The sequence below is a fragment of the Myxococcus sp. MH1 genome (genome assembly GCF_059738865.1).
Window position 1 is genome coordinate 35,985 of sequence record NZ_AP026947.1, and the last position, 13,395, is coordinate 49,379.

At 70.3% G+C, this 13,395-nt stretch carries 10 protein-coding genes; 4 read left to right on the forward strand and 6 right to left on the reverse strand.

The annotated features are described in order from the left end of the window. Positions 1-17: 17 nt before the first annotated feature. Entirely contained in the window at positions 18-443 is a 426-nt protein-coding gene (locus tag AC6JA9_RS00135) for a helix-turn-helix domain-containing protein (protein ID WP_223749485.1), read from the reverse strand. A 203-nt stretch (positions 444-646) separates the two neighbouring features. On the opposite strand from AC6JA9_RS00135, the gene AC6JA9_RS00140 reads away from it, so the two are divergent. After that, positions 647-1,000, forward strand: a complete 354-nt coding sequence (locus AC6JA9_RS00140; RefSeq protein ID WP_223749484.1) for a hypothetical protein — start codon at positions 647-649, stop codon at positions 998-1,000. A gap of 190 nt (positions 1,001-1,190) precedes the next feature. After that, positions 1,191-3,086, forward strand: coding sequence for a ribonuclease R family protein (locus AC6JA9_RS00145; RefSeq protein ID WP_497958894.1), 1,896 nt, complete (start codon positions 1,191-1,193; stop codon positions 3,084-3,086). 14 nt (positions 3,087-3,100) lie between these two features. Here AC6JA9_RS00145 and AC6JA9_RS00150 read toward each other — a convergent pair whose 3' ends face one another. Both AC6JA9_RS00150 and AC6JA9_RS00155 read right to left on the reverse strand, forming a co-directional pair. Next, complete coding sequence (locus AC6JA9_RS00150; RefSeq protein ID WP_497958895.1) at positions 3,101-3,859, reverse strand: hypothetical protein; 759 nt, start codon at positions 3,857-3,859, stop codon at positions 3,101-3,103. A 197-nt stretch (positions 3,860-4,056) separates the two neighbouring features. After that, positions 4,057-4,554: a YkgJ family cysteine cluster protein gene (locus tag AC6JA9_RS00155; RefSeq protein WP_223784220.1), complete on the reverse strand. Its 498-nt coding sequence runs from the start codon at positions 4,552-4,554 to the stop codon at positions 4,057-4,059. Between the two features lie 584 nt (positions 4,555-5,138). Here AC6JA9_RS00155 and AC6JA9_RS00160 point away from each other — a divergent pair. Next, complete coding sequence (locus tag AC6JA9_RS00160) at positions 5,139-7,178, forward strand: PilZ domain-containing protein (protein WP_141326148.1); 2,040 nt, start codon at positions 5,139-5,141, stop codon at positions 7,176-7,178. 84 nt (positions 7,179-7,262) lie between these two features. Here AC6JA9_RS00160 and AC6JA9_RS00165 read toward each other — a convergent pair whose 3' ends face one another. Further along, positions 7,263-10,232, reverse strand: coding sequence for a M36 family metallopeptidase (locus tag AC6JA9_RS00165; protein WP_497958896.1), 2,970 nt, complete (start codon positions 10,230-10,232; stop codon positions 7,263-7,265). Positions 10,233-10,510: 278 nt separating this feature from the next. Then, positions 10,511-11,494, reverse strand: a complete 984-nt coding sequence (locus AC6JA9_RS00170; RefSeq protein ID WP_223784221.1) for an NYN domain-containing protein — start codon at positions 11,492-11,494, stop codon at positions 10,511-10,513. Positions 11,495-11,740: 246 nt separating this feature from the next. On the opposite strand from AC6JA9_RS00170, the gene AC6JA9_RS00175 reads away from it, so the two are divergent. Then, complete coding sequence (locus AC6JA9_RS00175; protein WP_223749477.1) at positions 11,741-12,223, forward strand: hypothetical protein; 483 nt, start codon at positions 11,741-11,743, stop codon at positions 12,221-12,223. A 71-nt stretch (positions 12,224-12,294) separates the two neighbouring features. Here AC6JA9_RS00175 and fba read toward each other — a convergent pair whose 3' ends face one another. Beyond that, positions 12,295-13,389, reverse strand: a complete 1,095-nt coding sequence (gene fba / locus AC6JA9_RS00180; protein WP_141326145.1) for a class II fructose-bisphosphate aldolase — start codon at positions 13,387-13,389, stop codon at positions 12,295-12,297. Between the last annotated feature and the right edge of the window lie 6 nt (positions 13,390-13,395).

Genomic DNA, 13,395 nt, shown 5'->3' on the forward strand with positions numbered 1-13,395 from the left:
GTCCACGAATATCGACATCACGCCGACTTCAACGAATTCTTGATGTCGGGTTCAGGTGCGGCGTGCCTGCGGGGAGGGCTTGCGGGAAGGGTGGCGGCGAGGGCGTTGAGCAGGCGCAAATCCGAGCGGGACAGGCCGCGCAGCGTCTTGCGGAGGTCCACCAGGGCGGTGGACTCGACGCGCGGGGTGGGTGGAGGGCGCTTGCGACCCGGGGGTGTCTCGATGCTCGCGTCCAGGGCGAGCAGCTGATGGGGCGGCACGCGCAGCACGGTGCACAGGCCCTTGAGGGTGTGGAGGCTGGGGAGCATGTGGCCGCGCTCCAGGCGCGCGTACACCTCGCGGGCCACGCCGAGCCGCTCGGCCACCACTGCCTGCGTCAGTCCCATGTTCCTCCGGGCCGTGCGCGCGGACATGCCCAGATGGATTCCAAGCTCGGTCTTCATTCTTCGTCCGTCGTCAGGAAGGACGCGGAGGCCCCCTCGCCACCGCGAAGGAGCGACCCTACTCCGCGCCGCTCGCGGGACGCACCCACCGTGAAGACTTCCAGGGTGTGCCGTGATGTGTGTCCATGCGGCGCGGGTGGTGTTGGCGCGAGCGGCTGTGTGAAAACCGAGGGGCGATTCGCGCTGGCTGAGGAGGGTGGGGCATGGCGATGAAGACGGTGTGGTTCGACTTCGAGAACACGCGGGACACACCCGTGGAACTCGTCATGGAGCCCTGGGGGATGCCGTACACCGTGCAGCCTGGCGGCCGGCTCGACATCGCCTGTGAGGGGCCGGAGGAGGGAGAGCTCCAGGTGAAGCGTCAGGCGGAGGGTCACGTCACCCTGTTCGCCTGGGCGGGGGCCACGTACCGGGTCCTGGAGGGAGGCAAGGAGGTCGACTCCAACGACCTTCCCGTGCCCGGCCTGCCACCGGGGCTCTCCACGAAGCAGTTCGTGGAGACGCTGTTCGGTTCGGTCGAGCAGCGCCGGGCGATGCGCGACGAGCCCGAGGACTAGGGCGTCAGGAGAACGGGGCGCCCCGCGTCCGGGCCACCGTTCTCATCGTGTTTCGCGCGCTGTTCCCAGCGAGCCCGGGCTCCCCTCGTGAGCCGGCCTCCGGACAGCGCCCTCCTTCCCACTTCACATTCCGCGCGTCCGTGTCGCCCGTCCCCGCTGGGACCTGGGCTAAGACGCGCTCCAAGGTTCCATGGATACTCCTGTTTCTCCCCGCACCGTCACCGGCCGCATCGATGTCCACCCGCGAGGCTTCGGCTTCCTCACCGTGCAGGCCCCGGGCTCGCACGAGGTGCTGTCCGCCTTCATCCCGCCCCCGGACCTCAACCCGCTCTTCGCCGGCGACATCGTCACCGGCACCGTGACGGCCGCCGCGGACGGCCGCTGGACGGCGAGCCACCTGTCGCTGGTGGAGCGCCCCCGCACCCGCGTCTATGGCGAGGTCGTCTCGCGCAAGGGCGCCCTGTTCCTGCGCATCGACCGCGAGGTGGGCAACGCGGACTGGGTGCTCGACGCCGGCGCCACCCGCGTGCAGCACGGCGACGCGGTGGTCGCCTCCATCGCCGACGGCAAGGTCGTGCTGCTCTACAAGGTCGAGGCCGGCGAGGACCGCTCGCTCGAGCGCATCATCGCGCGCCATGGCCTGAGCAAGGACTTCTCCCCGCAGGCCCTGGAGGACGCGCGGCTCGCGCGCGAGGTGCCCCACGCCGTGGGCTCCCGACGTGATTTGCGCGACGTGCCCACCGTCACCGTGGACGCGCCGTCCACGCGGGACATCGACGACGCCATCTCCGTGCTGCCCGCAGGACCCGACGGCGCGCTGCGCCTGCTGGTCTCCATCGCCGACGTGGCCGAGCGCGTGAAGGAGGGCACCGTGCTCGACGCGGAGGCCCGTGAGCGCGCCACCAGCGTGTACATGGCGGGCCGCGTGCTGCCGATGCTGCCCGAGTCACTGTCTTCGGACTGGCTGAGCCTGGTGCCGGGACAGGAGCGGCACTGCCTCACGGTGGAGCTGCGCATCGACCCGCAGGGCCGGGTGACGGCGGCGGACGTGTACGAGAGCGTCATCCGCTCCTGGGCGCGGCTCAACTACGACGAGGTGGGCGCCTTCCTCGACCGGGGCGAGGTGTCTCCGCCCATGGAGCCGGTGCGCGAGGTCATGCCGTGGTTCCGCCTGGCCTCGGCGCGACTGGCCGTGGCCCGTGGCGCGCGCGGCGGCATGGAGTTCGCGCGAGATGAAGCGCGGTTCACCTTCGACGCGTCCACCGGCGCGGTCTCCGGCCTCGTCTCCGAGCGCCCCACGTCCGCGCACGGGATGATTGAGCGCTTCATGGTCGCGGCGAACGAGGCCATCGCCACGTGGATGCTGGCGCGCGGCCTGCCCGGTGTCTTCCGCGTGCACGAGCAGCCGGACCCGGAGCGGGTCGCGGACCTCAACGCGTTCGCGGAGCACTCGGGCTTCGCCGCGGGCTTCGGACGGGAGCTGACGCCGCTCGCGCTGGCCGCGTTCGACCGGCAGATTGTGGGCGCCGCCGCGGAGCCGGCGCTGCGCTCGGTGCTGCGCCGCTCGCTGGGCCCGTCGCGCTACACCGTGAAGCCGGGGCCGCACTTCGGCCTCGCGGCGCCCCTGTACCTGCACTTCACCTCGCCCATCCGTCGGTACGCGGACCTGGCGGTGCACCGCACGCTGAAGGGCTACCTGCACGGGCGCCGCGACTACCTGGACGAGGACCCGACGGTGGAGTCGCTCGCCGCGCACATCAACATGCGGGCGCGCTCGGCCAACCGCGCGGAGACGGACCGGCACCATGTGCTGGAGGCGCGGTGGCTGGCGGGCCACGTGGGCAAGGAGTTCTCCGCGCGCATCGTCCGCGTGAAGCCCTTCGGCCTGGTGGCGCAGCTCGACGGCATGCTCGCGGAGGGGACGCTCCCCGCGGAGGGACTGCCCGGCGGCCCGTTCCGTCCGGACGCGCGCGAGCTGTCGCTGGTGGGCAAGGAGCGCGCCTTCACCGTGGGCATGCCGGTGACGGTGAAGGTGGCCTCCACCGACGAGCAGCTCGGACGCGTGGAGCTGGCGCTCGTCGGTTAGACACGGGGGGCGCCTCAGCCGGCGAACGGGAGCCCCTCTGTCTTGGACGAGAGGACGCTCTCGCTCACCCAGCCGACGAGGCCCGTGGAGGACTTCACCAGGAAGGCGTGGGCCTTGACCTTCTGGTTGCCCTTCACTCCGCTGGGCACGGTGACGGGCACGGCGAGCAGCACCTGGATGGTGGAGCCCGTGGCCAGCTGGGCGACGGGCTTCGACGTCGTGCGCTGCTGGAAGATGGGGAAGGACTCGCGCACCTTGGCCTCCTGCCCCACGAAGTAGAACTCCTGGGGCACGTGGTCGAGCTTGCCGGCCTTCGCGTCGAGCACGTACTTGTCGACGCGCGTCCAGAACGACTGCCACGTGCTGGAGAGGATGATGTTGTTGCCCTTCGCCTCGATGGGCGAGCGCACCGAGCCCAGCGACTTGAGCGCCTTGCCATCGAACGCGTAGAGCGTGCTGGCGCTGTCGTGGTCCGTCATGCCGGTGTGCACGGCGACCTCCTTGCGCGGGTCCCCGCTGTCGATGTCGATGATGACGAAGCCGTGCACCTCCGCGTCCGAGCGGACGTTGACGGTGGCGGCGCCGACCTTGAGCACGTAGCCGAACCCCTTGGGGCCCTCCTGGGTCTCCAGCGAGATGTCCTCCGGCTTCCCGTCGCCGTTCAGGTCGACGGACGCGGCCTTCACCAGCGGTTCGTCCCCCGCGAGCGCGAGCGGGGCGTGCAGCAGCGCGAAGGACGACAGGGCGATGGTGGGGAGGAGCGACGTCTTCATGATGGAGATGACCTCGTGAGGACCTGGGCGTCGGGTGAAGGTGCCGCGCGGCGCGCATCGTAGCCTCGCCCGTCCTTCCCGAAGGGCTCCATGCGCCGGTGTCACACCCACGCGCGCCGGAGCGGATTCACCCGCGCTTGTTGAAGCGGGCAGCGTTGAAGGGATTCCAGCTCACGTCCACGCGCGCTGGAGCGGACTCACCCGCGCCGGCCGAAGCGTCCCCGGAAGTGCTTGTCGAGGAAGGCCTCCGTGCTCGCGTAGGCATCCTGCGCGCGCTGGGACAGGGGCCGCGCCGGGTGGGCCTGGGCCGCGCGCCGCGCCCGCTGCATCACCGAGCGGGGCGCGTCCGGCGTCGTGCCCTCCGGCAGCTCGCGCTCCAGGGTCGCCCTCAGCGCATGGGCCTGGTCGACCACGCCGAGCGCCTCCTCCAGGGAGACCTCCTTCTCGGCGAGCGCGGCGAAGAGCTGGCAGTGGTACCGGCGGCAGCTGGCGGGCCGGTCCGCGTACACGGCGCAGGTCCGGCCCTCCAGGGCGCCGCAGTGCTGGGCGAGCGCCTGGGTGCCGTCCTCACGGCGCGCGAGCGGGACCCCGCGCCGCTCAAGCGCGGTGGCCTCGTCGGGCTGGAGCGAGACGTGGGTGAAGAGGCTCCCGTCACAGCACATGCCGCAACGGAGGCAGAGGGTGGACAGGGGCATCGTCTCCCCCTAACGCGTCCGGGCACGTCGTTCCATCTCGACGAGGCGCGGAAGGTGCCCCCGCACGCCTGCCCGTGGGTCGGGGTGCTACCTCCAGGGTGGCCAGGTACGTCCCCCTCCTCCGAGGGAGCCATGCGCGGACCCGGGCCCACACCGGACCGGGTCGAGAACCTGTTCAGGCGGGCGACGAAACAGTGTCCATCGAGCCCGGGAAGCGCCCTGTGCCGCACGGTTCATCCGAGCCCCTCGGGGATCCGCGACCCCGGCGCCGATGTCGAGGAGGCGACGGGGAGCCTGCCCTCGTGGGCGGACAAGACTCGATACGTGCCGGGATGGGTGAAAGCGGACCCGACGGCGAAGCGGTGGGTGTGTCTGGCTTCCGCGAGGCGACTTGTCCCTGAATCCCAGGGGGTTGGCGCGCCGGATGTGGTTCCGCCACGCCTGTACTGTCGAACAAGTTCCCCGCCCCGCAGGAGTGGGCAGGCTATATGAACCCCGGTTCACCCAGGTGGTATCCGTACCGGGGGACTGCTTCCTTTCGCGCGAAGTCGTACAATCGACTCCCTTCTCACAACGGAGCTGGCATGCAGGCGGACACACGGGACGGGACGCGCGGCCGGGAGTCGGTGCTCGGCTACCGGGTGGGGACGGAGCTGACCGCGGTCGCCTCGTTCGGCGACGGTGACGCGCCGGGCCGCCTGGTGCAGCTCTCGCTCGAGCACCTGACATTGCACCTGGACTCCAGGTCCTTGCCGAGCCCCGGACAGGCCGCGTCGGTGGTGCTGGGCCAGGGTGAGCGCTGGGCCACGTCGCTGGCCGCGGAGGTGACGGAGGTGCGCGGCGGCAAGCCGGAGGTGAGCCTGCGCTTCGTGTCGCCGCCGCTCGACGCGGGCCGGCGCATCGTCACGGTGCTGGAGGCGCTGCGCGACAACGGCCTGCTGTTGCCGCCCGAGACGCGGCCCGTGTGGAAGGAGCGCATCGACCGCAAGGAGCGCGTGCTGCGCATCTGCGAGGCGCTGGTGGGACGCCAGGCGCGCGGAGTCGCCCGCACGCCACAGGGCCAGAAGGTCTGTGTCACCGCCGTCCACTTCGACGCGCACAACGGCCGCATGGGCTGGCGCTTCGAGGGGCCGCTGCCGCAAGGGCCCTTCGTGCTGGAGGCCTTCGGCTACAGCAGCGTCGTCCACCTGGAGATCCACGACGCGCGCGAGGAGGCCGGCTGGGTGATGATGTCCGTGCCCACGGAGGTGGTGCGCTACCGCCACCGCTGGCTGCGCCGCGCCCCGCCGAGCAGCCCGTGCACGCTGTCCTTCGACCACCCGCTGTGGCCCCAGGTGCACGTGCGCCGGCCGGTGTTGGATTTGTCCTACGAGGGCCTGGCCTTCATGACGGAGCCGGGCGAGGACCTGCTCTATCCCGGGCTGCGCCAGCCGGTGCTGGAGGTGGCCATGGAGGGCATGGCGCCGGTGCGGCTGCGCGCGGAGGTGCGCAACATCTCCGGCACCGCGGCGGGCCGTCGGTGCGGCATGTCCGTGCGGCCGCTGGACGCCGAGGGCGCCCGCGCGTGGCGCGCGCTGGTGGAGGCGCAGATGCATCCGTCCACCCGCGTGGAGGGTGACTGGGGCGACGCCACGTGGAAGCTCTTCCAGGGCTCGGGCTACTTCGGGCTGCCGGGCAAGTCGCCCGAGGACTTCACCGAGGAGCGCCCCTGGTTCGACGCCACGCAGGAGCGGCTGGAGGGCCGCACGCGCCTGGGCTACCGCGTGGTGCGTCCGGCGGGTGAGTCGCTGGAGGCCACGCTGTCCGTGGTGAAGCCGTACGAGGGCACGTGGATGGCGCACCAGCTGGCGCGTCAGGCGGTGCCCGGTCAGCGCAGCTCCGCGCGCGAGGCGCTGCGCGACATCTACCTGCGCGGCTACGAGCCCACCCAGGTGGACCCCGACGTGAAGTGGTTCATCGCCTACTGCGAGGCGAACGTGCGCTGGGTGCGCTTCACCAAGTTCGACTTCGCCAGCTGGTACGAGCACACCGGGCAGGCCAGCCTCACGCCCTTCCGCCTGATGGAGGCGGAGGTGGAGCGCGACTGGGACCACCCCGAGGACGTGGACGTCGCCGTGCCCACCGAGGCCGAGCAGGCCCGGTTCTTCCAGGAGGTCGAGCGCACCCGCCCCGTGGCGTACCGCGAGGCGCTGGACCTGGTGCCCGAGCGATTCGAGCTGTCGCGCGCGCGCACCAAGTGGGGCGAGGCGGGCCTGGGCCGCGAGCGCGAGCTGCGCGTGGCCCGCGTGGACGGCAAGGCCGTGGCCTTCGCGGTGATGGAGTCCGCGCAGCCGGGCCTCAACCTCTTCAACGTGCTGGACGGCGTGCGGCTGGTGACGCTCACCGACGACGCGCAGCCGGAGACGCAGCGGGCCCTGCTCGCGCTGCTGGCGCACGCCGCGGAGTGGTACCGCCCGCGCGGCCGCCGCGTCTTCGTGCACTACGTGGAGTCGGCGTGCGTGGAGTACGTCGAGCGCGCCGCCCTGGCGGATTTGGGCGAGGGCAAGCTGTGGATCATCTCCTCCGCGCTCCTGCCCGAGTTCCTCGAGCACCTGTGCGAGGCCACCACGCCCCGCGTCGCCTGAGACGACGAAGGCCGGGTGGCCCGAGATGGCTCCACCCGGCCCTGTGTGTGCTTCAGGTCGGCCTCACACGAGGCCGACAAGGGCCTACTGCACGGACATGCGCACGTAGTACGTCACGCCGCCGATGTCCTGCGTCTTGGCCTCCTCGTGCTTCGGGTCCTCGAGCACGGCCGCGAACTCGTACTGGACGAAGTCGTCGGTCTGCTTTCCTTCCTTCCACTCGCGGTCCCGGAACTGGAGGCCCACGGGGAACTCCTGCTCGGGCTCCAGCCGGATGGCGATGCGGGCCTTGGTCGGGTCCGTGACTTCGAAGCGCGTCTCGCCCACCTGCTCCAGGCCCTCGATTTCGCCGCCCTGCGCCTTCAGGTGCTCCATCAGCTCGCGGCCCAGGTCCACCACGATTCCGCCGCGCTCGAGCAGCGGGCGCTTGGCCTGCACGGTGCGGTCCTGGAAGCGCAGGTTGAACAGGCGGCCTTCCGTCAGCGTGTTGCGCAGGATGAACGTGGCCTCGGAGAAGCCGAACGGGATGAGGTTCACCACGTTGGTGTTGCGCCAGATGATGTTGTTGTTCTGGCGGGTGTTGTGGTCGGGGTTGCCCAGCTCCGGGTGCGTCATCGGGTCCTGCCGCGTCACCAGGCGCGCCAGCAGGCAGTAGTGGCCCGCGGCGGCCGGGTTCCACTGCACCACCACCTCGTCATCCGCGCCGGCCGGCAGGTGCACCACCTTGGCCTCGCCAATCTCCACCCAGAGGTTGGGCCACGAGGTGCTGGTGGCCGCGGCGGTGCCGTACACCTTCACCATCACGTTGTGCGCGTCCACCGTGCTGCGGTTGCGCACCTTCACGTGCACGAAGTTCGGCTGGCCGGCCTCCGGGTTCTCGTGCGGACCGGGCGTCGCCGTGGTGCGCACCCAGATGTCCTCGCTCTCCCACATGCCGTTGGCCGCGGTGGCGGCGTCCGGCTCGGCGCCCGTGTCCCACGGCTTGTCCTTGCCCCACACGTCCGTCTTGCACGCGGCCGGCACGTTGAAGCCGTTGACGGGTGCGGTGCTGGCAGGGCCCACCGAGTTGGCGTCCACGCCCAGGCCGAAGTCGGCGAAGGCCGTCCACAGCCGGCACACGTCCTCGCCGTTGTTCAGCGCCGTCGCGGCCGTGATGATGCCGTCGCGCACCTGGGTGAAGGTGGGGCCGCAGGGCGTGTTCTTCAGGCCCTCGTTGAAGTACAGCATCATGCGCTGGTTACCGGCGCCGCCCGCGGCGTTGTACAGGTTGGTGCTGAAGCCCCAGCGGTCCACCAGCGACCAGTAGGCCTCCCACATCGCCTGCGCGAAGACGGAGCCCACGCCATGCGGCACGGCCATGCCGTTGATGCTGGCGTAGGTCCAGTTGTTCACCGTCTGGTTGGTGCTGTAGCGCTTGGTGCGGATGCCCAGGCCCGTGGTGGGCTGGCCCATGGCGTAGGTGCCCATGCCGCGGCCCTGCGGCCCGGTGTCCGTGGGGCGCGCGGTGTACATCAGCGCCAGGAAGTCGCTGATGCCCTCGCCCGGCTGCTGGTTGTTCTGCAGGCAGTTGGCGTTGCTGGGGCCACCCACCTGCCGGTTGGAGATGCCGTGCCCGTACTCGTGCACGATGATGCCGCTGTCCAAATCACCGTCGCGGCGGGGGAAGGTCTGGTTCCAGACGAACATCTCCATGCGCGGGCGCTGCCCGTCCGGCGGAGACGTGAAGTAGGCGTTGTTGAGGCCGTAGCCGTCCTGCGCCTCGGCGCGCACGGAGTCGTTGCCCAGGCCCCCGTTGCCGTAGGTGTTGTGCTGGAAGTTGCCGGCCGCCTCGTCGAACCCGTACTGGTACTGGATGTCGTGGATGATGTTGTTCCAGTAGAACAGGTTGGTGATGGCCGCCGGCTTGTACGTCGACGGGTCCTGCGTCAGGTCCAGCAGGAAGCTGCAGGTGAGGCCGGGGCCGCAGTCGGGCTGCAAGAGGGGCGGCACGTCGGCGTTGGCCGAGTCGTCGTAGGCGTGGACGTTGTTGCCGCGGTGGAGGGTGTACTCGGCCCCCGGGATGCCGTTGGTGTCGTGCCAGCCGTAGGGTGACGCGATGAGGTTGGCGGGGTTGAGCAGGCTCAGCCGGCCGTCCATGGGCGGCAGCGGCGTGTTGTGGATGGGGCTCTCCACCGGGCGCCGGTAGACGGAGTACGCGTCCGACGCCGTCCAGTCGAAGCGCGTCCACACCTCGCCGGTGTTGGCGTCCACGGTCAGGTCGTAGACGTGCTTGCTGTCGGGCGTGTGGACCTGGAAGTTCCACACCAGGCGGGCGTCACCAGGGCGGATGGGCAGCAGCGCGAGCTCGGCGTCGATGGGCTCGGTGGACAGGCCGGACTGCTCCACGCGGGTGCGCTGACGGGGGCCGTCCTGCTTCTCCAGCGCGCGGGGCGCGGTGGCCAGCTTCAGGCCGAGGTGACGCGCGGCGCCGCTGACGGCGGCGGCGGCGCCCAGGCGGGGCTGGATGCTGGCGACGCTCCGGGCGAGCGACGGCAGGAAGTCGCTGTGCACGCTGAGCACGCGGCCCTGGCTGTCGACGTTGATCTGCAGCTGGCCGTTGTAGAGAGGCAGGCCCTCGTGCGTCTGGCGCAGGTAGAGGTGGGTGATACCCGTCTGCCGCGAGTAGACGCGGTCGGTGACCTCCAGGCTGGCCAGGTCCTTGAGCTCCAGGCCGAGCAGCTCGTACTGGTTCTGGACGAAGGTGAGGCCGACGGCGAGCGCGTCACCCTTGAGGGGGGAGGTGAGCGCGCCCACGGGGTTGACCAGCGAGCGCACCAGGCCCGTGGTGGCGTCGTGCTCCACGCGCAGCTCGGGCACGCTCTTGCGGAGCTGGGCCGCCTTGTCCTGCTGCTTCGCGCTGAGGCCCTGGCGCAGGCCCTGGTTGTGGGCGACGCGGGCGTCGTGGCTGCGCACGCCCTCCGAGCCTTGGACGACGGCGAACGCCGAGGGCGCGCTGCAGACGCCCATCAGCACCAACGCCTGGGTGAGGCGTCGGCGGAAATGACCCTGTGACATGTTGGAATGCTCCGCGGTGAGGGCCGGTGGGGGATTTGAAAACCCGGCGAGCCCGCACAGAGCAGTGGACGTGCCAACGACGTCTTCCGGGCCAACACCGGAAGCGCTGTAGCGTGGGCCGTCACAAAAACGGCGGATTCGTAGCGGAAGGCGTCACGGATGACGGCGGTGACTTCGCCGTAACTTCTGGAGATTCCTGGGGTCCAGGTCGAACCCCCCCGTTTCATGCGACGACCTGGGGGCGTGGAGCCGCTGAGCGGCCCCACTGCGCCACGGTGTTACAGCCCGTCGTCCTCGTCCGGGTCGGGATAGGACTCCAGCTCCTCCTCGACCTCCTCGACGCGGCCCTTGCCGTGCTTCTTGCCCTTGGACTCCTTGGGCTCCTTGGTGTCGCCAGTGTGGCCCAGGTCCGCGTCGGCGCCGACCACGTACCACTGGCGGCCCTGCTGGATGCGGCGCAGCACGCCCTCCTGCTCCAGCGCGGCGAGCAGCTTGGCGAAGGTGGCGAAGCCGTACTCGCTCTCGTCGAAGTCCGGCTCCTTGCGGACGATGGTCTCCTTGATGAGCGAGGGGTTGACCGGACCTGTCGCGCGGGCCAGCAGGTTCTGCACCACCTCGCGGGCAATCTGCGGCACGTCCGACTTGGCGTGGCCCTTGTTGCCCGACGGCGCCTGCTTGTCGGCCTCCGCCTTGCCGCCCTTGCCCCCGGCATCGCGCCCATGGCGGCCGCGCTTGCCGTGCCCCGCCTCCTCGGACGCTCCACCGTGACGGCCCTTCTCACCCTTCTCCGAGCGCTGACGGGTGCGCAGGTAGATGAACTCGTCACACGCGTTGACGAACAGGGGGGAGGTGGACTCCTTCACCGCCAGCCCGATGACGGTGCGGCCGTTCTCGCGCAGCTTGTACGCCAGCGGGCAGAAATCACTGTCGCCGGAGGCGATGACGAACGTGTCGATGCTCTCGCGCGCGTAGCACAGCTCCAGCGCGTCGATGACCAGGCGCATGTCCGCGCCGTTCTTCCCCGCGCGCGTGGAGGGCGGCACGTCGATGAGCTCCACGCCGAACCGGTGCAGCCCAATCTTCGCGTCGCTGAAGCGCGACCAGTCACAGTAGGCGCGGCGGAAGACCACCTTGCCCTTCTCCAGCAGTCGGTCGAGCGAGGGCTGGAGGTCGAAGTTGGAGGCGCTGATGCCTGTATTGGTGACGAGGTTCTCGAAGTCGAGAAAGAGGGCGATGCGGTGCTCGTTGGTCCGACCGTTCACGTGAGGCCTCTGCGGTATGGCGCCCCGGCGCGTCTTCCGTCCGGAAGGGCGCCCGCCGGGCCTTGCGGGTGCACCCTAGCCTGTTCCCACCGGCATGGGGCGCGGGTGTTCGCCGGCTGAACACTCGGGCCACAGCGTCGGCCTGTCCTTCCGGGAGGTGGCCGGGGCACCCTCCAGGCGTGAGCGCCGGGGCGTGACCTAGCTTCAGGCAAACGGGTCGAGGACCCCCGAGCCGGAGCATGCGTCATGACACGAACGAGGTGGAGTCGCTGGAAGAGTTGGGCCCTGGCGGTACCCGCCATGGGCGCGCTGCTGGTGCCCGCCGTGGGCGCCGCGGAGATACCCAACCATGACTCGCGAGAGTACCAGCAGAGCCAGATTGAGTTCGACAGAACCACCACGCGGGCCTCCGTCCTGCCGCCCCTCAACCTGGGCGGCATGATTGGCGTGGACGTCACGCCCACGCAGGGCCAGGTGCCCATCGTCCAGGGGCCCAAGGTGGACACGCTGCCGGACCCCAAGCGCACGAAGCAGATCTCGGGCGAGGTGGTGGAGCTGGGCAACGACGTCCTCTACATCCAGGAGGACCAGCAGGGCGCCGTCATCCCGCTGGACCTGCAGGCGCTGCGCCTGACGCAGACGCCCCGGGAGGGCCAGAAGGTGGTGGCCGACTACCAGGTGGAGAACCAGACGCAGAACCTGGCGACGGCGCTCCAGGGAGAGAAGTGAGCGCCGCCTGCTTTAGGGACCACTCCGGGGGAGCCGCCGTCCCGCGCGCTCCTCCCCCGGAAGGGCCGTGACTACTTGGCCTTCTTGCCGACGACGGTGTCCGGGCGCGCGTTGTCGCCGTACTTGCCCGCCGCGTAGTCGCGCGCCATCTGCTCCAGCGTGACGTGCGGCACCTTCTTCGCGTGGCCGGCCTGGCCGAACTGCTTCATGCGCTCCTCGCACACGGCCTGCATCGCGGCGCGCGCGGGCGTCAGGTAGTAGCGCGGGTCGAACTCCTCCGGCTTCGCGGTGAACGCCTTGCGGATGGCGCCGGTGATGGCCAGGCGGTTGTCCGTGTCGACGTTGATCTTCCGCACGCCCGCGCGGATGCCGCGCTGGATCTCCTCCACCGGCACGCCGTAGGTCTCCTTGATGCGCCCGCCGTTGGCGTTGATGATGTCGCACAGCTCCTTGGGCACGGAGCTGGAGCCGTGCATCACCAGGTGGCAGTTGGGGATCTTCTTGTGGATCTCCTCGATGCGGCTCATCGCGAGCACGTCACCGCTGGGCTTGCGCGAGAACTTGTAGGCGCCGTGGCTGGTCCCCATCGCGACGGCGAGCGCGTCGATGCCCGTGCGGTTGACGAAGTCCACCGCCTGGTCCGGGTCGGTGAGCAGCTGGTCCAGCGTCAGCTTGCCCTCGGCGCCGTGGCCGTCCTCCTTCTCGCCCATGCCGTGCTCCAGCGAGCCCAGCACGCCCAGCTCACCCTCCACGGACACGCCGAAGCGGTGCGCCACGTTCACGACTTCGCGCGTGACTGCCACGTTGTACTCGTAGCTGGACGGCGTCTTGCCGTCGTCCTCGAGCGAGCCGTCCATCATCACGCTGGTGAAGCCCATGCGGATGGCGCTGATGCACGTCTCCGGCGAGTTGCCGTGGTCCTGGTGCATGACCACCGGAATCTCCGGATACAGCTCCACCGCGGCCTGCATCAGGTTCCGCAGGAACAAGTCGTTGGTGTACTTCCGCGCACCGCGCGACGCCTGGATGATGGCCGGGCTCTGGGTGGCGCGCGCGGCCTCCATGATGGCCTGGATCTGCTCCATGTTGTTGACGTTGAGCGCGGCGACCCCGAAGTTGTTGGCGGCGGCGTAGTCGAGCAGGGGACGCAGGGCGATGAGCGGCATGACTGT

Bases quoted from the DNA above. Each gene is read 5' to 3' on its own strand.
- AC6JA9_RS00150 (WP_497958895.1), bottom strand. From the start codon at position 3,859: ATGAAGACGTCGCTCCTCCCCACCATCGCCCTGTCGTCCTTCGCGCTG.
- AC6JA9_RS00140 (WP_223749484.1), top strand. From the start codon at position 647: ATGGCGATGAAGACGGTGTGGTTCGACTTCGAGAACACGCGGGACACA.
- AC6JA9_RS00165 (WP_497958896.1), bottom strand. From the start codon at position 10,232: ATGTCACAGGGTCATTTCCGCCGACGCCTCACCCAGGCGTTGGTGCTG.
- AC6JA9_RS00155 (WP_223784220.1), bottom strand. From the start codon at position 4,554: ATGCCCCTGTCCACCCTCTGCCTCCGTTGCGGCATGTGCTGTGACGGG.
- AC6JA9_RS00135 (WP_223749485.1), bottom strand. From the start codon at position 443: ATGAAGACCGAGCTTGGAATCCATCTGGGCATGTCCGCGCGCACGGCC.
- AC6JA9_RS00160 (WP_141326148.1), top strand. From the start codon at position 5,139: ATGCAGGCGGACACACGGGACGGGACGCGCGGCCGGGAGTCGGTGCTC.
- AC6JA9_RS00145 (WP_497958894.1), top strand. From the start codon at position 1,191: ATGGATACTCCTGTTTCTCCCCGCACCGTCACCGGCCGCATCGATGTC.
- AC6JA9_RS00175 (WP_223749477.1), top strand. From the start codon at position 11,741: ATGACACGAACGAGGTGGAGTCGCTGGAAGAGTTGGGCCCTGGCGGTA.
- fba (WP_141326145.1), bottom strand. From the start codon at position 13,389: ATGCCGCTCATCGCCCTGCGTCCCCTGCTCGACTACGCCGCCGCCAAC.